At 70.5% G+C, this 17,492-nt stretch carries 17 protein-coding genes; 8 read left to right on the plus strand and 9 right to left on the minus strand.

From position 1 onward, the window contains the following. Positions 1-1,245 (plus strand): discoidin domain-containing protein (locus CQ047_RS14235; protein WP_105676358.1); only part of this gene is annotated, 1,245 nt, incomplete at its 5' end. A gap of 148 nt (positions 1,246-1,393) precedes the next feature. Next, entirely contained in the window at positions 1,394-1,534 is a 141-nt protein-coding gene (locus CQ047_RS18915; RefSeq protein ID WP_181155952.1) for a hypothetical protein, read from the plus strand. A 207-nt stretch (positions 1,535-1,741) separates the two neighbouring features. On the opposite strand, the gene CQ047_RS14240 is transcribed toward CQ047_RS18915, so the two are convergent. Next, complete coding sequence (locus tag CQ047_RS14240) at positions 1,742-2,713, minus strand: GlxA family transcriptional regulator (protein WP_105676360.1); 972 nt, start codon at positions 2,711-2,713, stop codon at positions 1,742-1,744. An 88-nt stretch (positions 2,714-2,801) separates the two neighbouring features. On the opposite strand from CQ047_RS14240, the gene CQ047_RS18920 reads away from it, so the two are divergent. The 4 genes from CQ047_RS18920 to CQ047_RS14255 are packed head-to-tail and all read left to right on the plus strand — an operon-like array spanning position 2,802 to position 4,696. Next, positions 2,802-2,963, plus strand: coding sequence for a hypothetical protein (locus CQ047_RS18920; protein WP_181155953.1), 162 nt, complete (start codon positions 2,802-2,804; stop codon positions 2,961-2,963). A 40-nt stretch (positions 2,964-3,003) separates the two neighbouring features. Further along, the gene (locus tag CQ047_RS14245) at positions 3,004-3,588 is read left to right on the plus strand and encodes a hypothetical protein (protein WP_105676361.1); all 585 of its coding nucleotides are present in this window, start codon (positions 3,004-3,006) and stop codon (positions 3,586-3,588) included. 12 nt (positions 3,589-3,600) lie between these two features. Further along, positions 3,601-4,041, plus strand: coding sequence for a hypothetical protein (locus tag CQ047_RS14250; RefSeq protein WP_105676362.1), 441 nt, complete (start codon positions 3,601-3,603; stop codon positions 4,039-4,041). Between the two features lie 22 nt (positions 4,042-4,063). Beyond that, positions 4,064-4,696, plus strand: coding sequence for a LysE family translocator (locus tag CQ047_RS14255; RefSeq protein ID WP_105676364.1), 633 nt, complete (start codon positions 4,064-4,066; stop codon positions 4,694-4,696). Positions 4,697-4,712: 16 nt separating this feature from the next. On the opposite strand, the gene CQ047_RS14260 is transcribed toward CQ047_RS14255, so the two are convergent. From CQ047_RS14260 to CQ047_RS14270, 3 genes are all read right to left on the minus strand, one after another. After that, complete coding sequence (locus CQ047_RS14260) at positions 4,713-5,912, minus strand: glycosyltransferase (protein WP_105676366.1); 1,200 nt, start codon at positions 5,910-5,912, stop codon at positions 4,713-4,715. Between the two features lie 16 nt (positions 5,913-5,928). Next, a complete protein-coding gene (locus CQ047_RS14265; RefSeq protein WP_105676367.1) occupies positions 5,929-7,143 on the minus strand; it encodes a glycosyltransferase in 1,215 nt (404 codons plus the stop codon). Between the two features lie 102 nt (positions 7,144-7,245). Further along, the gene (locus CQ047_RS14270) at positions 7,246-8,319 is read right to left on the minus strand and encodes a hypothetical protein (RefSeq protein ID WP_105676368.1); all 1,074 of its coding nucleotides are present in this window, start codon (positions 8,317-8,319) and stop codon (positions 7,246-7,248) included. Positions 8,320-8,417: 98 nt separating this feature from the next. On the opposite strand from CQ047_RS14270, the gene CQ047_RS14275 reads away from it, so the two are divergent. Further along, positions 8,418-9,008 carry a hypothetical protein gene (locus CQ047_RS14275; protein WP_105676369.1) on the plus strand — a complete coding sequence of 197 codons (591 nt, stop codon included), beginning with the start codon at positions 8,418-8,420 and terminating at the stop codon, positions 9,006-9,008. Between the two features lie 167 nt (positions 9,009-9,175). Here the strand turns inward: CQ047_RS14275 and CQ047_RS14280 are convergent, their stop codons facing one another. Then, positions 9,176-9,586, minus strand: a complete 411-nt coding sequence (locus CQ047_RS14280) for an MmcQ/YjbR family DNA-binding protein (RefSeq protein ID WP_105676371.1) — start codon at positions 9,584-9,586, stop codon at positions 9,176-9,178. A gap of 42 nt (positions 9,587-9,628) precedes the next feature. On the opposite strand from CQ047_RS14280, the gene CQ047_RS14285 reads away from it, so the two are divergent. Next, the gene (locus CQ047_RS14285; protein ID WP_105676372.1) at positions 9,629-10,969 is read left to right on the plus strand and encodes a DUF2252 domain-containing protein; all 1,341 of its coding nucleotides are present in this window, start codon (positions 9,629-9,631) and stop codon (positions 10,967-10,969) included. Between the two features lie 87 nt (positions 10,970-11,056). Here CQ047_RS14285 and CQ047_RS14290 read toward each other — a convergent pair whose 3' ends face one another. The 4 genes from CQ047_RS14290 to CQ047_RS14305 all read right to left on the minus strand — a co-directional run bounded on the left by CQ047_RS14290 (position 11,057) and on the right by CQ047_RS14305 (position 17,470). Continuing rightward, the gene (locus CQ047_RS14290; protein ID WP_105676373.1) at positions 11,057-14,086 is read right to left on the minus strand and encodes a glycoside hydrolase family 38 C-terminal domain-containing protein; all 3,030 of its coding nucleotides are present in this window, start codon (positions 14,084-14,086) and stop codon (positions 11,057-11,059) included. Between the two features lie 92 nt (positions 14,087-14,178). Then, positions 14,179-15,639: a family 20 glycosylhydrolase gene (locus CQ047_RS14295; protein WP_105676374.1), complete on the minus strand. Its 1,461-nt coding sequence runs from the start codon at positions 15,637-15,639 to the stop codon at positions 14,179-14,181. Next, positions 15,636-16,526, minus strand: a complete 891-nt coding sequence (locus CQ047_RS14300; protein ID WP_105676375.1) for a carbohydrate ABC transporter permease — start codon at positions 16,524-16,526, stop codon at positions 15,636-15,638. Before CQ047_RS14300 ends, CQ047_RS14295 begins: the two co-directional genes overlap by 4 nt. Further along, positions 16,523-17,470, minus strand: coding sequence for a carbohydrate ABC transporter permease (locus CQ047_RS14305; protein WP_105676377.1), 948 nt, complete (start codon positions 17,468-17,470; stop codon positions 16,523-16,525). The genes CQ047_RS14300 and CQ047_RS14305 overlap by 4 nt, the downstream gene beginning before the upstream one ends. Between the last annotated feature and the right edge of the window lie 22 nt (positions 17,471-17,492).

Genomic DNA, 17,492 nt, shown 5'->3' on the forward strand with positions numbered 1-17,492 from the left:
GTGGACCCGCAGTGGATCCGCATCGACCTGGGCGCAGGGTCCAAGGTCGACAAGGTCGTCCTGAAGTGGGAAGCCGCATACGCGTCCAAGTACCGGGTCGAGGTCTCCGCCGACGGCACCACCTGGACCACCCTCGCCACAGAGGCCGCGGGCAACGGCGGCACCGACGAGTTCACCAACCTCAACGGCACCGGCCGCTACCTCCGCATCTACGGCACCGCACGCGGCACCTCCTACGGGTACTCCCTGTTCGAGGTCGAGGCCTACACCCTCACCGGCGGCGGCACCCCCACGCCGACGCCGACCCCGACGCCCACCCCGACTCCGACTCCGACGACGCCGACCGGACCGGCATGGCCGGGCTCGTCGCAGATCACGGTCGCCGACGCCACCGACACGTTCGACACCGACATGAGCGGCCTGTCGTTCTCCGCCGACGGCTCCGTGCTGTGGGCCGTGAACAACGGCTCCGGCACGCTGCACCGCCTCGTCCGCCAGGGCACGACCTGGGTGGACTCCTCCGGCTGGTCGGGCGGACGCACCCTGCGCTTCCCGACCGGTTCGGGCACGGTCGACGCCGAGGGCGTCGCTGCCGTCGGAACCGACCTGTTCGTCGCCTCCGAGCGCAACGGATCGAGCAAGAGCACGAGCCGCCCGTCGATCCTGCGATACCAGCCGGGATCGGGCTCCGGATCGCTGACGGCGGTCAAGGAGTGGAACCTCACGTCCGACCTGCCCTCGGTGGGCGCGAACGACAGCCTCGAGTCGATCGCCTGGATCCCGGATGGCGACCTCGTCGCAGACGGCTTCATCGACCAGCGCACGGGGGCGGCGTACTCGCCCTCGTCCTACGCGAACCACGGCGGCGGTCTGTTCTTCGTCGGCCTGGAGGCCACGGGCGACGTCTACGCCTACGCGCTGAACCTCAGCGGCGGCTTCACCAGGGTCGCGACCTTCGGCTCGGGCTTCGACGCCGTCATGGAGCTGGAGTACCAGCCGAGCACGCACACGCTGTGGAGCGTGTGCGACGACACCTGCGATGGCGAGGTGGCTGCGCTGAAGATCACCTCCGGCTCGTTCACGGAGGTCGCGCACCACGACCGCCCGAGCGGGATGCCGAACATCAACAACGAGGGATTCGCCCTCGCCCCGCAGTGCGTCAGCGGCTCTCGCTACGCGGTCTGGGCGGATGACGGCGACACGGGAGGCCACGCCCTGCGCGCAGGGTCCATGACCTGCAGCTGATCCTCCGAACGGAGCGCCCGGGTCGCCTGCCGACCCGGGCGCTTCGGCGTGCACCCCTTGACCGGATCGCGGCCATCGCGCTACTCTTCCATAAATCAAAAGTAAACTTCCGAATCATGGAATCTAGCTCAACGGAGAGGTGACCGACATGACGCACGACGACCAGACGCCGAAGGTCCGCGACGACCGCGAGTCCCCGCTCGTCTACATCGACCCCGACTTCTCCATGCCCGAGCGCACCGACCGCTACCTGCGCGCCTTCCGCATCCTCTTCCCCAAGGCCTCCTGAGCCTCCCCGCGTCCACTCCCGGCGCACGACCGACGCGGGGGTGCGGCGATCACGCACGCCAGAACTCCGGAGATCCGCGGCGGATTCCGCCGATCCGCCCCGTTCACAGCCGAGCCGTCGAGGTTCTCCGGAGTTCTGGCAGACGCGAGCGGGTGACGACGCCGGACGCGGATGCCGATGCCGCAGCCGGAAGCGGATGCCGCGGCGCTAGGCCGCGGAGGCCTCGTCGGACGCGCAGGAGAAGCGCGCGCGGTAGGCGGTCGGCGTCGTGCCGAGCATGCGCGTGAAGTTCTGCCGCAGCACGGCCGCGGAGCCGAAGCCGCACTCGTCGGCGATCTGATCGAGCGCGAGGTCGGTGCGCTCCAGCATCCGCTGCGCGTGGATGATCCGCTGTCGGCCGAGCCAGGCCGCGGGCGTCGCTCCGTACTCGGCCTTGAACCGACGGGCGAAGGTGCGGGGCGACATGAGCGCCCTCGCGGCCAGGCGCTCGACGCCCAGGTCGTCGCGCAGATTCTCGACGGCCCAGTCCGCGACCGCCGACAGCGAGTCCCCGTTGCCGTGCGGGATCGGGCGATCGATGAACTGCGCCTGCCCGCCGTCGCGCTGCGGGGGGACGACCATGCGCCGGGCGACGCGGTTGGTCAGCTCGGCGCCGATCTCCAGCCGCAGCAGGTGCAGGCACGCGTCGATGCCGGCGGCGGTGCCGGCGCTCGTGATGATGCGGCCGTCCTGCACGAACAGCACATCGGGGTCGATGTCGATCTGCGGGTACATCTCCGCCATGTGGTGCGCGTACATCCAGTGCGTGGTGGCCCGGCGTCCGTCGAGCACGCCCGCAGCCCCCAGGATGAAGGAGCCGCTGCACACGCTCATGACCCACGCGCCTCGGGCCACGGCGTCGCGCGCGACATCGAGCAGCAGCGGATCGATCTGCGCCCAGTACTCGCGCGGCAGCGGACAGAAGACGACGAGGTCGGCCTCGTAGGCGAAGGACAGGTCGTTCTCGACGTTGACCGAGAACCCCATCTTCGAGTTCACGACCCCGGCACGCGGCGCGACGACGCGGAAGTCGAAGCTCGGCACCCCTTCGTCGCTGCGGTCGAGACCGAAGGCCTCGCAGGCGACGCCGAACTCGAAGGGGGCGAAACCGTCCTGGATGATGCAGGCGACCGTCTTCATGAGCGCGTCCGTTCTTTGGCAGATTTCATGCGTTTGTAGTCTATTCTGCCACTCGTGGCGGATCAACACTGATCGTAGTGTTTCTGCCATGATACTCGTCTTCGCACTCATCGCCCTCAGCGTGTGGGGGCTCATCGCCACCGTCATCGAACTGCGTCGCGACGGCTACCGCCGCACGCCCACCGACTGGAACCGCGTCGCCGAGCACGATGCCCTCGACCGGGCCGAGCTCGGGCACGTGTACAGGTAGGTCTCCCCGTCCGTCGGATGCCGGGGCTACGCTCGACTGCATGAGCGAGCCCCTGCAGCCTCCTGTCCCGCCGCACGGACAGCCGAGCCCTCAGCCGCAGTCCGCACCGCTTCCTCCTCAGCCGAGCGCTCAGCCCCAGTCCGCACCGCATCAGCCCCAGTCCGCACCGCATCCTCCTCAGCCCTACGGCGGCCCGCAGGGCCATCCGCCCGAGACCGCGCCGTATCAGCGGGTCGGTCACCCCGTCGGCGCCCCGCATCCCGGGCAGTTCCCGACCTCGGGGCCCGCCGGCCCTCCCTCTCCTCCGACGTCGAGCGGCGCGCTCGGTCGCACCGCGTTCATCATCGCCCTGGTCGGCCTCGTCGTCGGCACCCTGAGCACGATCGCCTACCCGCTCGCGAGCAGCCTGCTCGACTACTCCACGCCGATCAGCATGGGCGTGCTCTCCGCGCTCATCGGCGTCATCACCCTGGCGGCCGCCGGGGTCGCACTCGCTCTCGGTCTGGCCGCGCTCCGGCGTCCAGGGCCGCGGGTGCTCGCGGGCATCGCGATCGGCATCGCGGCCGCGGAGCTCTTCGGCACCGTCGTGTCCTGGCTCTCCACTCTCGTCTACTCCTTCATCTGACCGGGAGACCTCATGAGCGATCCGCACCAGCCGAGCCCCGGACAGCCGTACGGCGCTCCGCCGCAGTACCCGACGTCGGCCGGAGGCCCCCCGCATCCCCTCACTCCGCCGTATCCGACCTCGCCCGTGTACGCCGGTCTGACGGAGCCCGGGAACCCGCTCGGCCGGATCGCCCTGCTCATCGCCGCGATCACCGCCGGCATCGGCTCCCTCTCGGGCCTGATCTACCCCTTCCTCATCACCAGGGGCGGCTACGGCGTCGTGAGTGTGCTGTCGAGTGTCGTCGCTCTCGTCGTGCTGATCGCGGGCGCGGTCGCTCTCGTCCTCGGGATCATCGCACTGCGCCGCCCGGAACCGCGACTCGCCGCCGCCATCGCGGTCGGCATCGCCGGGGCGACGGTCGTCGCACATCTCGGCGGCTGGGCGGTGAACCTGGCCTACACGCTCCTCTGACACCGAGGTGTAGGGTCGGCTCATGATCCCTCTGGACAGCCTCGTGGCGTTCGTCGTCGCCTCGGTCGTGATCATCGTCATCCCCGGCCCGAGCGTGCTGTTCGTCGTCGGACGCTCCCTCTCCCTCGGCCGCCGCGCCGGTGCGCTGAGCGTGGTGGGCAACGCGCTCGGCACCGTCCCCGCGGTCGTCGCCGTCGCCTTCGGCGTCGGAGCCATCGTCGCCTCGTCCGTGCTCGCCTTCACGATCATCAAGATCGTCGGCGCCGCCTACCTCGTGTGGCTCGGCATCCAGGCGATCCGCCACCGGCACGATCACCGTACGGATGCCGCGCGCGAGCCCGCATCCGCCGGAAAGCTCCTGCGCCAGGGCTTCATCGTCGGTGCGACCAACCCGAAGACCATCGCGTTCTTCGTCGCAGTCCTGCCCCAGTTCGTCTCTCCCGCCGCGGGGCCGGTGTGGGCGCAGCTCCTGCTGCTCGGGCTGATCTTCCAGACCCTCGCCATGGTCTGCGACAGCGTGTGGGTCCTCGTGGCCGGCACGGCCCGCGCGTGGTTCGGGCGCTCTCCGCGGCGCATGTCGACGCTCTCCGGCGCCGGCGGCGTGATGATGATCGGCCTCGGCGGCACGCTCGCTCTGACCGGCGCGAAGAGCTGACGACCGCGAGTCCGGTTCAGCGAGCTCCGGCGAGCACCCGCTCGTACACCTCGACCATCGCCGCCGTGCGCGACGACTGACGGAACGCCTCGGCGACGGACGGCAGCGGCACGGGTGCGGTGCCTCCCGCGATATCGGATGCCGCCTGCCGCAGCGTCTCCGCGAGCGCGGCGATGCGTCGCGGCTCGTCGCCGTCGGCATCCGGCACCGCCCACAGGCCGCCGCCGAGCTCTGCCGCGATGTCCGGATCGCTGATCACCGACGGGGTGCCGAGGGTCGCCGCCTCGAAGGGGGTCATGCCCTGGGTCTCGAAGCCGATCGAGGTCTGCACGAGGGCGTCGGCCGCCGCGATGCGGGCGAGCGTCTCCGGGTAGCTGAGCTTTCCCGCGAACCGCACGTGCGGGAGTCCCGCGACGATCTTCTCCGCTGCTGCTCGCTGCGCACCGCCCCCGATGATCTCGAGGTCGGCGTCGACTCCCGCGGCGACGAACGCCTCCAGGAACGGGAGCAGCCGCTTCTCGGGGCTCATCCGTCCGAGCCACACGAAGCGCGGCCGGCCGGGCGCCCGCTCCTCCGGCGCCGCCGCGAGGGTCGCCTCGCGCACGTCGTCGTCGATGCCGTTCCACACCACGTCGACCGGGGAGAACACGTCGTGCTCCTCGAGCCTGCGGGCGAAGTGCGTCGAGGGCGCCGTGACCGCGGAGGCTCCGGCGGCGAGCCCCCGCAGGAACGCCCAGCCGTCGGTACCGGAGCCCGAGCCGCGCAGCGCACGACGGCGCCACGCGTTCAGGAAGGCCAGCACGGGAGCGGCGAGCGGCGTGACCGCGCGGATGCCGACGTCGACGCGGTTGTGCATCGTGTGCACGACGGGGATGCCGTGGCGCTCCGCATACCTGTGTCCGATGAAGCCGCCCCAGAAGTCGGCCTGCACGTGCACGAGATCGACGGGCGGACGCCGCGTCATCGCGCGGTCGAGGAAGCGGTCGGTGGAGCGCCCCGGCCAGCTCATCGCATACTCGCGGTCTGCGGTGATCGGCATCGACGGCAGATCGACGTTCGCCGCGTCGAAGCCGCCGGCGCGCGGTCCGTGCATCCTCGGCGCGACGACGGTGACCGTGTGACCGGCGCGTTCGAGGAACTCGCGCTGCAGCCGCATCGACACCTGCGCCCCGCCGAGGGAGTCGAGGTGCTGATCGCCGAAGAAGACGATGTGCATCGCGCCGGGCCGCCCGCTACTCGGGCAGCTTCTCGTCGCGGTACAGAGCCTCGAAGGTGTCGAGGGTGCGGTTGATGTCGTGGATCGCGACGCCGTCGAGGGAGGCGTGCTGCATCCGCTCGTACTCCGCCTTGTCGGCGGTCAGCACGTCGGTGAGGCGTGCGGCCAGCTCCTCCACGTTCCCCGGCTCGAACAGGTAGCCGTTCTCGCCGTCGTGCACGAGGTGCGGGAGGGCGACGGCATCCGCGGCGACGATCGGGAGCGCCGAGGCCATGGCCTCCATCGTCGCGATCGACTGCAGCTCGGCGATCGAGGCGATCGCGAACACCGAGGCCCGCGACAGCAGCGCGCGCAGCTGCTCGTCGGTCGTGCGCCCGTGGAAGGTGACGCGGTCGCCGAGCCCGAGCTTGACCGCGAGGTTCTCGAGGTTCTTGCGCTGGTCGCCGCCGCCGACGATGTCGAACGTCGCCTCGAGCGCCGGGTCGAGCTTCGTCATCGCCTGCAGGATGACCTCGACCTGCTTCTCGGCGGTGAGTCGCCCCACGAAGATGATGCGGTTCTTCTCGCGCGGGCCGATGACCGGGGTGTACTGCGTGCGGTCGATGCCGCAGCTGATCGGGATCACGCCCTTCACGTCGACCGTCTTCTCGAGGAAGTCCGCCGCGCGACGCGTCGGGGTGGTCACCGCGCGGGTGAGGTCGAAGGTGTTCTTCGCGTCGGCCCACGCGTACTTGAGCACGAGGTCGTCGATGAACTTCGGCATCATCGAGTGGTCGAGGATGTTCTCCGCCATGACGTGGTTCGTCGCGATGACGGGGATGCCGCGCTCGTGGGCGATGCGGGCGAGCCCGCGGCCGATGACGATGTGCGACTGGATGTGCACCACGTCGGGCTTCACCTGGTCGATGATCTGACGTGCGTAGTGCTTCGAGCGCCACGGCCACACGAAGCGGATCCAGTCGTGCGCGACCCAGCGGACCGACGGCAGACGGTGCAGCGTCATGGGCTCGCCCTCGATGACCTCGGTCCGCGCAGCGGCACGACGGTAGGCCTGGTTGGGGGCGACGACATGCACGTCGTGGCCCCGCTGCACGAGTCCGGCGGCGAGGCGCTCGGCGAAGCGGGCGGCGCCGTTGATGTCGGGCGAGAAGGTGTCGCACCCGATGAGGATCTTCAGCGCGCGAGGCGCGGGTGCGGGGGCACTCGTCGAATCGATGGGAGAAGAGGACATGCTGCCTTACGGTTCGGCGGCCAAGGAAAGCCCTGGTCGGGCGGTCGCCACTTTACCGGAGGCCCCTGATCCCGCGGCTCAGGCGTACCGGCATCCGCACAGTCAGACCCGGTGCGAGTCCACTCCGCTCCTCTGCGCCGACTCGATGCGCTGCTCGATCGCGGCGTACATCTCGTCGTCGATGAGGCGCCCGACGAACAGCAGCGTCGTCCGCGACGGCGCCGTCTTCACCGTCACGGCGCCCCCCGCGCGCCTGAGCCCGGACAGCTGATTCCAGAGCAGTCGCGTCTCGCCACCGGGGCCGGTCAGCTCGAGGGCGTCCGGAGCGAGCGTGAGGGTCTGCGCCGTACCGAGCGCGAGGGTCCGGCTGACCGCACGGCTCACCGCCACGACCAGGACGATCAGGCACACGACGGCGAGCGCCGTGACGACGGCCAAGAACCCCATCGTGTCGCGAGGCAGGATGCCGGTGGCTCCCGCCGCGAGTCCGGCGATGCCGACCGCACCGAGGACCCCGAAGACGGCGAGGAGCGGTCCCGACCGACGCAGCAGCGCGGCGCGCGCGACGCGCTGGTCGCCCGCCGTGAACACGATGGAGGCGCTGAGCGCGGGAGCCGACGGGACAGCGTCTGCGACGGCGGATGCGGGAGCGGATGCGCGGGCGGAAGCGTCCGCGCGACCGCCGACGCCGTCGGCCAGGCGGATCGACTCCACGGCCTGCGCCAGCGCGTCATCTCCGATGAGTCGTCCCGGCAGCCCGAGGCGCGCGTTCGACGGGGCGATCGTGACGTAGACGCCGCCGCCGACCCTCGTCAGGTTCGACAGCTGACGCCACCGGATGCGATCGGCGCCGCCGGGGCCGTCGATGTCGAGGGTGTCATCGGAGACCGTGAGGCTGAACTCGGCGCCGAGCGGCAGCTGCCGGCGGACCATCAGGGCCTGGTTCCCGATAAGGAGCGTCACCAGAACGACGACGAGGCACACGCTGCCCCCGGCGATCCCCCAGGCGGACGACGGCGAGCCGTCGAGGGCGCTGAGCCCGGCCGCGACGGCGAACAGCACGACGACGACCCCGAGCAGGACGAAGACCCTGCGCGACTGTCTGACGTGGCCGCCGAGCACGGCCCGCTGATCGCGGCGATCGATCGTGATCGTCCGACGCTCGAACCCGCTCATGCGCTGCCCTCCCAGAACTCCGCCCACGGTCACGATAGCGGCGTCCTGTTCCGTTCGTGCACCGGCATCCGCACAGGCTCACCCCCTACCGTGGTGTCATGCGACTGATCGCCGACGCCGACCCCCAGCTCTGGATCCCCGTGACGGACTCGCTCGGATTCAAGGGCCGCCGCCATCGCAAGGCCGCCATCCGGATGCTGCTGGGTCAGGCGAACTCCGCTCTGGGCGCCGTCGAGCGCCCCGGGTCGAAGTTCGGCGCATGGGTGATGAGCCAGGCGGCGCCGCTGCTCATGAAGCGCGCGGACGGCCGCGTGCTGGTGTGGACGTGGAAGGCCGACCCCGAGCTCGTCGTCGCGATGGTCACGGCGCAGGCGCTCACCCCCGACGTGCGCATCGCGCGGGCGTCGATGCCGATGGACTACGACGACACCGAGTCGTTCCAGAGCCGCTGGCTCGGCCGGGGCGAGAAGCTCGTCGTGCCGATGCCGGCGTCGCCCTCCTCTCCGCCCTTCGCGTCCTACACGTGGGACACCGGAACGCATCTCGTGACGCTCACGGCGATCTGCGGCGAGCGCGAGCGCTTCGGCACCCTGATCGGCGCGCTCGACGAGCTGGCGCGCAGCATCCGCATCGCCGACGACCTCACCGGCGGGGAGTCGCCCGAGGTGCTGCGGCTGCCTCCGGCCTGAGTCGGCGGCAGCCGCTAGCCCCGGCAGCCCCCGGCAGCCCCCGGCAGCGCGGTCAGCCCGGACAGCCCCGCACTGGCTCCAGAACTCCGGAGATCGGCTCCGAAGAACTCCGGCCGCGCCTCTTCCCGCCCTGATTCCGCCCGATTCTCCGGAGTTCTGGAGCGGCCCTACTCCAGCCCGTGCTCCGCGAGCCACTCCTTCGCGATCCGCGCCGGAGCGCGCAGCAGCCACGCGTCGGCGATGATCTCCGCCAGGCGGTCGCGGTCGATCGCATCGAGTCGCACGAGCAGCCCCGGATACCCGTCGAAGTGGGGGATGCTGAACAGCGCATCCGGCTCGGCGGCGAGCAGCGCCGCCTTCTCCTCCAGCGACCCGACCCGCACCCCGAGCACGGGGCCGTCCGGCCAGGAGCGGCCGAGCTCCTCCAGCTGGCGCAGATCCGTCGCCCTCGGCCCGCGGATCCACGCGATCTGACCGCTCTTCAGCCGCCATGCCGGCTCCCCCGTGTGACCGCCGGTGCGCTCCTCCACCCCGGGGAGCGCCATCGCGATCTCCCGCACGTCGTCGATGTTCGCCATCCCGCCATCGTCCTCCGCTCGGACTCCTGCCACAATGACGGAATGGTCGCACTGTGGACACCGCCGCCCTCGCACGCCGCCCTCCTCCAGAAGGGAGCCGAGGCGCGCAAGAGCACCCCGCGGCGCATGCTGGCGGAGCACTCCACGGGCGCTCGCGATCCGCTCGGCATCCTCGAGAGGCAGAACCGCACGCGACTGCAAGATCTCGTGCCGCTGCGCATCGAGCGCATGTCGGCGAGCCCGTTCGCCTTCTACCGCGGGACAGCGGCGCTCATGGCGGCCGATCTCGCCGATGCTCCGCACAGCGGCATCCTCGTCGCGTCCTGCGGCGATGCCCACGTGTCGAACTTCGGCTTCTACGCGTCGCCGCAGCGCAGCCTCATGTTCGACCTCAACGACTTCGACGAGGCCGCCTGGGCGCCGTGGGAGTGGGACGTGAAGCGGCTCGTCGCGAGCATCGTGATCGGCGGTCAGGCGTCTGGGCGCACGGATGCCGTGATCGACCAGGCCGCCCTCGCCGCCGTCACCACCTACTCCCGCGGCATCGCGAGGGCCACCGCGCTCAGCCCGAAGGACCGCTACTTCACGCACTTCGACGTCGACCAGACCCGCAGCATGCTCGACAGGGCGTCGCAGAAGGCGATCCGCAGCGCCGTGAAGCAGGCCGAGCGTCGCACCGGCGAGCGGGCGGTCCGGCGGTTGACGCAGGTGGATGCCGACGGACGCCGGCGCTTCCTCCACCAGGAGCCGACGACCGCACCCGTCGCCGACGACCTGCTCGCCGTCGTGCACGACCTCGTCGACCAGTACCGCCGGACGGCGAGCCCCGACGTGGCGCTGCTGTTCGAGCACTACACGGTCACCGACGTCGCCCGCCGCGTCGTCGGTGTCGGCAGCGTCGGCACCCGCTGCTACCTGGTGCTCTTCCAGGACGGCGAGGACAGCACCGTGCTGATGCAGCCGAAGGAGGCCGCGCAGAGCGTGCTCGTCGAGTACGGCCGCGTCGAGCAGCCGCCCGCGCTGCAGGAGCTGATCGAAGCTCACGGAGAGGGGGCCCGCGTCGTGTCGATGCAGCGCATCCTGCAGGCGCTCTCCGACCCGTTCCTCGGTCACCTGCGGTCGCCGAACGCCGACTTCTACGTGCGGCAGTTCCACGACATGAAGGGCAGCATCGAGGTCGAGGAGCTCGACGACGGACCCTTCGTGACCTATGCGCAGGCGTGCGCGGCGACCGTCGCCCGCGCGCACAGCCAGTCGGTCACGGCATCCGAGGTCGCGGGGTACATCGGCGGAGGCCGCGCCGTCGCGTCAGCGCTGCTCGACTGGGCCCGCGCCTACGCCGACGTCTCGCGCGCCGACTTCGAGGCGTTCCGCGCGGCCTGAGGACACGCCGCCTGCTCCCGTCGCGAAAGATCCCGCTATCTCGGCGCTATTCCGAGATCTTTCGCGACGGGAACCGCCCGCAGGGGCTCAGCGCACGATGCGGAGCGTGCGCACCTCGAAGGGACGCAGTCGCAGCTCGCCGCCGAGACGCGGCTCGTCCAGCGCGTCCTCGATGAGGCTCACCTCGCGGATCCCGCTGTGCTCGAAGTCCGCCGTGATCGAACCGGTCGCGCGGCGTCCGAGCGCCTCGTAGAGCCGCACGATCACGTCTCCCGAGCCGTCGTCGGCGAGCTTCACGCCCGACACGACGATGCCGTCGCCCTGCACCGACACGAGCGGCGCGACCTCGCGGGCGCCCTGCACGACCGTGGCCGGGGAGTTCAGCGCGATGCCCTCGGCGGTGGCGATCGCGGCATCCGCTCCGATCACGAAGCCGATCTCGATCTCGTGGTGGCCGTGGTCGGTGTCGGGGTCGGGGAAGCGCGGGGCGCGCAGCAGCGAGAGCCGCACCGTCGTGGTGACCGCGTCGTCGTGCACCTCGCGCGAGGTGTCGTAGCCGTAGATGGAGTCGTTCACCAGAGCGACGCCGAAGTCCTGCTCGCGCACCAGCACGAACCGGTGCATGGACGTCTCGAACTTGGCGGCCTCCCAGCTGGTGTTCGTGTGCGTCACGCGCGACTGGTACCCGAACTGCGTCTCGGCCTCGGTGTGCGCGGCCTGGATGTCGAGAGGGAAGGAGAGCTTGAGCAGCTTCTCGGTCTCGTGCCAGTCGATCTCGTTGCGCAGGAGCACCGTGCGCGACCCAGGGCGGAGGATGATCGTCTGCGCGATCGACGACTCCGAGAACGGGCGGACGACCTTCACGACGGCGGCGCCGTCGACCACGGATGCGGTGATCTCGGAGACCTCGGTGAGGTCGTCGACGCTGTTGCGGTAATAGCGGTCGATGTCCCACGCATCCCACATGTTCGGGAAGTCCTGGTGCAGCTGGAACAGGTTCGCGGCGGCGCCCTCGGCGACGGCCTCGCGCCCGGAGGCCCGATCGACCGCGGAGACGATCAGCCCGTCGGCCGAGATGAGCACCGACACGAGGTCGTTCTCCAGACGCCAGCCGCCGCTCTCCTCGGCGAGGGAGACGGATGCCGCGGCCGGGGCCTCGGCGAACGCGGCGCCCAGCGCCCGACCCGCGCCGCCCGCACCGCCCGCACCGCCCGCACCGCCCGCACCGACGGAGCTGGGCACGAAGCGCAGCTCGCGGTCACCCTCCCCCGCGAGGGAGCGACGGGCGTCGTCGGCGAGCGCTCGCGCCTCGTCGAGAACCCCGGACAGCACCTCGACGGCCTCGCGGTGCACCCAGGCGATGGAGGTGCCGGGGAGGATGTCATGGAACTCGTGCAGCAGCACCGTCTGCCACAGGCGGTCGAGCGCCTCCTGCGGGTACGCCGCGCCGGTGCGCACGGCATCCGTCGCGGCCCACAGCTCGGCCTCGACCAGCGCGTGCTCGGCCCAGCGGTGGAGCGCCTTCGTGGCGTGCTGGCTGGTGAGCGTGCCGCGGTGCAGTTCGAGGTAGAGCTCGCCGACCCACACGGCGGGGTGCGGCAGCTCGGCGCGCGCGGCGTCGAAGAAGACGTCGGGGTGCTCCCACACGACCTGGGCGCTGCCTTCGAGATCGGCGAGGCGGGTGGCCTTGCCGGTCATCTCGCGGGTGGTGCCTCCGCCGCCGTCTCCCCAGCCGACGGGGGCGATCGAGCGCGAGCTCAGGCGGTTCTCCTTGAACTGCCGCGAGGCCTTGGCCACCTCCATGCCGCTGAGCTGCGAGTTGTACGTGTCCATCGACGGGAAGTGCGTGAACATCTGCGAGCCGTCGATGCCCTCCCAGAGGAAGGTGTGGTGCGGGAAGACGTTCTGCTGGTTCCACGAGATCTTCTGCGTGAAGAACCACTCGAACCCGGCCCTGCGCATGAGCTGCGGGAGGGCGGGCGAGTAGCCGAAGCTGTCGGGCAGCCATACGCCCTTCGATCGGATGCCGAACTCGCTCTCGAAGAACCGCTGGCCGTAGGAGAACTGCCGCACGAGCGATTCACCCGTCGGCATCACGGTGTCGGACTCGACCCACATCCCGCCCAGCGGCAGGAAGCGACCGTCGGCGACGGCTGCCTTGACCCGCGCGTACACCTCAGGGCGGTGCTCCTTGAGCCATGCGTACTGCTGCGCGCTCGACATGCCGTACTGGAACTCGGGCTGCTCCTCGAGCAGCGTCGTCATCGAGGACGTGGTGCGGGCCACCTTGCGGATCGTCTCGCGCACGGGCCACAGCCAGGCGGAGTCGATGTGGGCGTGCCCGATGGCCGAGATGCGGTGGGCGCTCGCCTCGGCGGGCGCCGCGAGGACGTCGGCGAGCCGCGCGCGGGCATCGGATGCCGTGGCGGCGATGCGCTGCAGATCGAGGACGTCGAGGGCGTCGTCCATCGCCTGCAGGATCCGCATGCGGCGCGGGGACGTCGCGGGGAGCTCGGCCTGCAGCTCGAACAGCACCTCGAGGTCGAGGGAGAGCTCGAACACCTCGCTCTCGAAGACGGCGAGGTCGATGCGGCGCGTGCGGTACAGCGGCTCCGTGGAGGAGGTGCGGATGTCGCCCTCCTGCGTCGGCAGGAAGGGGTGGTAATCGAGCAGCACGGGGTTGGCGGCGGCTTCGAGGTACAGCTCGACCGGCTCGTCGCCGTCGGCGGTCTCGGTGATGGGAAGCCACTGGTTGCGCGGGTTGATGCTCTTCACCGGGGTGCCGTCGGCGCGATAGACGAGCGCCTCGCACTGGAAGCCCGGCATGTTGATGTCGAAGCCGAGGTCGATGACGGCCTCGACCCTGCGGCCGGCCCACTCCGCCGGCACGCGACCGGTGAGCTTGAACCAGGTCGTCGACCAGGCGGGTCCCCACACGCTCGGCACGGAGTCCGGGGCGAAGGGCAGCGCCAGGCCGTCTGCGGGCGCGATCGGCTCGCCCGGCAGCTCGTTGCGCTCCACCGTCAGCGGCACGGAGGCCGAGTGGATGGCGGGGCGGATGCGCTCATCGAGCACCCGCTTGACGCGGCCGACGGTGAGAGAGGTGTCGTCATGCATGAGGGGGGTGTCTCCGTTTGACGGGTCGGGGGATTACTCAGATTACTTTATTAATTCGATGGAGCGCACGGAATCGATTCGACGCCTCGACGCTACCGGGCCGCTGACGCGGGCGGAGCCGCGACACCGATCCGCGCGTCGATCTCGTCGAACTCGGCGAGCCGGAGGCGCGAGCCGCCGTTCCACGCGCGCTCCGCCATCGCCCGCAGCGGTGAGCGGATGCCGTCGAGCACCTGCTCCACGCTCTGCGCGTCGGAGTCGTCGGACCACACCGAGAAGAACGAGCCGAGCAGGAGCGCCGGGTAGGGCGCCGCGATCTCCTGACGCGTCCCGTCCGGCAGCGAGGGGAACAGCCCGGGGTGCCATTCGGCCTCCCAGATCCGCGCGCTCGTCGGGTAGCGGTAGCCGGCCTTCTCCCCCAGCACGTAGTAGAAGAGGCCGTCGTGGAAGTTGACCAGCCGGGCGCCCGCCGCGACCGCCGCGGAGAGCGGGCGCATGTCGACGTGCCAGTTGGTCCACCACGTGAGCGTCACGTCGGGGTCGAGCGCGACGACCTCGCCGCGCAGCATCCCGTCGTTCCACGCCCGCGCGGCGAAGCCGTGATCGCGCAGGTGCGCGGCGATGCGGTTGACGAAGTCGGTCAGCAGGTCGAAGCCCGTCGCGCGGTCGCCGAAGCGCTCGCGCGCCGCCCCGGCGAGGGCCGGATGGTCGTCGATGCGGGCGAAGTCGACGAACTCGTCTCCGCCGAGGTTCCACCGCGTGCTGTGCGGGAACAGCGGGGCGACGTCGTCGATCAGCCGGCGCGCGAACGCCACGGCCTCGTCGCGGGTGATGTCCAGGGCTCCCTCGATCGGGTTCCCGTCCGCCCCGGGGAGCCGCAGCTCCGGGTGCGCGGCCAGGACGCGCCCGAGGTGCCCCGGCATGTCGAGCGACGGGATGAGGTCGATGTGCAGATCCGCCGCCGCCTCCGCGATGACCGCCGCGTCCGTGCGCGAGACGTGCTCCGCCGAGACGACCTCCGGGAACGCCTCCGATCCGATGCGGAAGCCCTCGTGCTCCGACACGTGCCACTGGAGGGAGGTGAGGCCGACGTCGGCGAGCGCGGAGAGGAGGGCGAGGATGCTCTCGGTCGGGAAGTGCTTGCGGGCGGCGTCGAGGTGGAGGCCGCGCTCCGGCACCGACGGCGCCGACCGCACCGCCCCGTGCGGCACTGCGCCCTGCGCTCGGAGGTTGTGCAGCAGCTGCCTGGTCGCACGGAAGATCCCGACCGGGCTCGACGCGCGCACCTCGACGTCGTCGGCGATGTCGATCTCGAACGCCTCCGTCGAGGCCGCGCTCGGAGCGGTGGCCACCAGGCGGATGATCGAGCGGTCGCCGCTCGGCATCCCCCGCGCGGCGAGCTCCGCCTCCAGCCGCACGGCCTCCCGCGCGAACGCGGGGTCGTCGGCGACGACGCGCACCGATGCCGGGCGCCAGAGCCCTCCGGTCAGCGCCGCCGTCCGAGGCTGCGGGAGCGCCAGCCAGCGCGGTGTGTTCTCGGCATCCGCTGTCATCCCTTGACGCTGCCCTCCTCGACGCCCTTGAAGAACTGCCGCTGCAGCGCCGCGAAGAGCAGGATGATCGGCACGAGCGCGATCATCGTGCCCGCCGCGATGACGCGCGGGTTCGCCGAGAAGTTCGAGCTGAGGTACTGCATGCCGACGGTGAGGGTGTAGTTCGCCGGGTCGGAGAGCACGACGAGCGGCCAGAGGAAGTCGTCCCACGCGCCGATGAACGCGAACAGCGCCACGACCGAGACCATGCCCCGCACGTTCGGCCACACGATGTGACGCAGCCGCTGCATCGTGTTGGCGCCGTCGATGGTCGCGGCGTCCAGGGTGTCCGGAGGGATCATGCGGCACGCCGCCATCATCAGCAGCACGTTGATCGCGGCGATCGCTCCGGGGAGGAAGACCCCCCACAGGGTGTTCGCGAGCCCCAGCGACTTCACCGTCAGGTACTGGCTGGTCAGCGTGACCTCTCCGGGCAGCAGGAGCGTCGAGAAGATGATCGCCAGCACGATCCACTTGCCGCGGAAGCGCATCGTCCCCAGCGCGTAGCCGCCGATGGTGGCGAAGATGACGTTGGTGATGACCGTGCCCACGCCGACCAGCAGCGAGTGCCAGGCGTAGTCGAGCACGGGGATCGTGCGGAACACCTCGGCGTAGTTGTCGAGCGTCGGCGCCTGCGGGATCAGCGAGGGCGGGAAGTCGTAGATGTTCTCGGTGGCGCCCTTGAAAGACGTCGACATCTGCCACAGGAACGGGAACACCATGACGGCGAGCACGACGAGCAGCAGTGCGTACCTGCCGATCAGGCCGCCGAGCGACGGCTTCATGATGTCGACCGATCCGCTCGTGCGGTACGGGCGCTCGCGGCGCAGCTTCTGATCAACGCTCATCGGGCCACCTCCTGCGCGCGGCGGGCGACCTTCGCGGCCTTCGCCGTGCGTCTGGTCACCAGCGCCTCCTTGATCGTGTCGCTGTTGTTGAGGATGCCGACGACCGCGAGGGGCACGAGCGTGAGCAGGAACAGCACGAGGGAGATGGCGGATGCGTAGCCGACCTGGCCGTTGAGGCCCTTGCCCATCGACTGGATGAGCATCACCATGCTCATCGCGCGCCCGCCGGGGCCGCCAGAGCCGTTGGAGAGGACGTAGAGCTCGGTGAACACGCGCATCGCCCCCACGCAGACGAGCACCGAGACGAGCATCATCGGGCCGCGCACCCCCGGGACGGTCACCGACCAGAACCGGCGCCAGCGACCGGCGCCGTCCATCGCCGCCGCCTCGTGCAGCTCACGACCGACGTTCCCGAGGGCCGCGAGGTACACGACCATGTAATAGCCGAGACCCTTCCACACCGTGAGGCCGATCGCGCAGCCGATCAGCAGCCAGCGGTCGGAGAGGAACTCGATCGGCCGGTCGGCGAGCCCGAAGAACTTCAGCGCCGAGTTCACGGTGCCGCTGCCGGAGAACAGGAACTCCCAGACGATCGCCACGACCACGGCCGAGGCGATCACCGGGAAGTAGAACGTCGTGCGGAAGAACCCGATGCCGGGGATCTTGTTGTGCACGAGCATCGCGAGCAGCAGCGGCAGGAACGTCAGCAGCGGCACGCACACGACGACGTAGACGAGCGACGTCGACAGCGCGTAGCCGAACCGCTCGTCCTCGAAGAGCTTCGCGAAGTTCGCGAGCCCGACGAACTCGGCGGGGCGGAGCGGACGAGCATCCGTGAAGGCCAGCATCACGGTGTTCAGGAACGGCCACAGCGCGAACACGAACACCCAGATCACCGCCGGCAGCACCAGCAGATACGGCGTGAACCATCTCTGTCTCTTCACGGTCTCGTCCTCTCCGCCGCGT

The organism is Microbacterium sp. MYb72 (assembly GCF_002979415.1).
Lineage (GTDB): Bacteria > Actinomycetota > Actinomycetes > Actinomycetales > Microbacteriaceae > Microbacterium > Microbacterium natoriense.

Coding starts and splice junctions, on each gene's coding strand:
- CQ047_RS18915 (WP_181155952.1), top strand. CDS start 1,394: ATGACGCACGACGACCAGACGCCGAAGGTCCGCGACGACCGCGAGTCC.
- CQ047_RS14240 (WP_105676360.1), bottom strand. CDS start 2,713: ATGAAGACGGTCGCCTGCATCATCCAGGACGGTTTCGCCCCCTTCGAG.
- CQ047_RS18920 (WP_181155953.1), top strand. CDS start 2,802: ATGATACTCGTCTTCGCACTCATCGCCCTCAGCGTGTGGGGGCTCATC.
- CQ047_RS14245 (WP_105676361.1), top strand. CDS start 3,004: ATGAGCGAGCCCCTGCAGCCTCCTGTCCCGCCGCACGGACAGCCGAGC.
- CQ047_RS14250 (WP_105676362.1), top strand. CDS start 3,601: ATGAGCGATCCGCACCAGCCGAGCCCCGGACAGCCGTACGGCGCTCCG.
- CQ047_RS14255 (WP_105676364.1), top strand. CDS start 4,064: ATGATCCCTCTGGACAGCCTCGTGGCGTTCGTCGTCGCCTCGGTCGTG.
- CQ047_RS14260 (WP_105676366.1), bottom strand. CDS start 5,912: ATGCACATCGTCTTCTTCGGCGATCAGCACCTCGACTCCCTCGGCGGG.
- CQ047_RS14265 (WP_105676367.1), bottom strand. CDS start 7,143: ATGTCCTCTTCTCCCATCGATTCGACGAGTGCCCCCGCACCCGCGCCT.
- CQ047_RS14270 (WP_105676368.1), bottom strand. CDS start 8,319: ATGAGCGGGTTCGAGCGTCGGACGATCACGATCGATCGCCGCGATCAG.
- CQ047_RS14275 (WP_105676369.1), top strand. CDS start 8,418: ATGCGACTGATCGCCGACGCCGACCCCCAGCTCTGGATCCCCGTGACG.
- CQ047_RS14280 (WP_105676371.1), bottom strand. CDS start 9,586: ATGGCGAACATCGACGACGTGCGGGAGATCGCGATGGCGCTCCCCGGG.
- CQ047_RS14285 (WP_105676372.1), top strand. CDS start 9,629: ATGGTCGCACTGTGGACACCGCCGCCCTCGCACGCCGCCCTCCTCCAG.
- CQ047_RS14290 (WP_105676373.1), bottom strand. CDS start 14,086: ATGCATGACGACACCTCTCTCACCGTCGGCCGCGTCAAGCGGGTGCTC.
- CQ047_RS14295 (WP_105676374.1), bottom strand. CDS start 15,639: ATGACAGCGGATGCCGAGAACACACCGCGCTGGCTGGCGCTCCCGCAG.
- CQ047_RS14300 (WP_105676375.1), bottom strand. CDS start 16,526: ATGAGCGTTGATCAGAAGCTGCGCCGCGAGCGCCCGTACCGCACGAGC.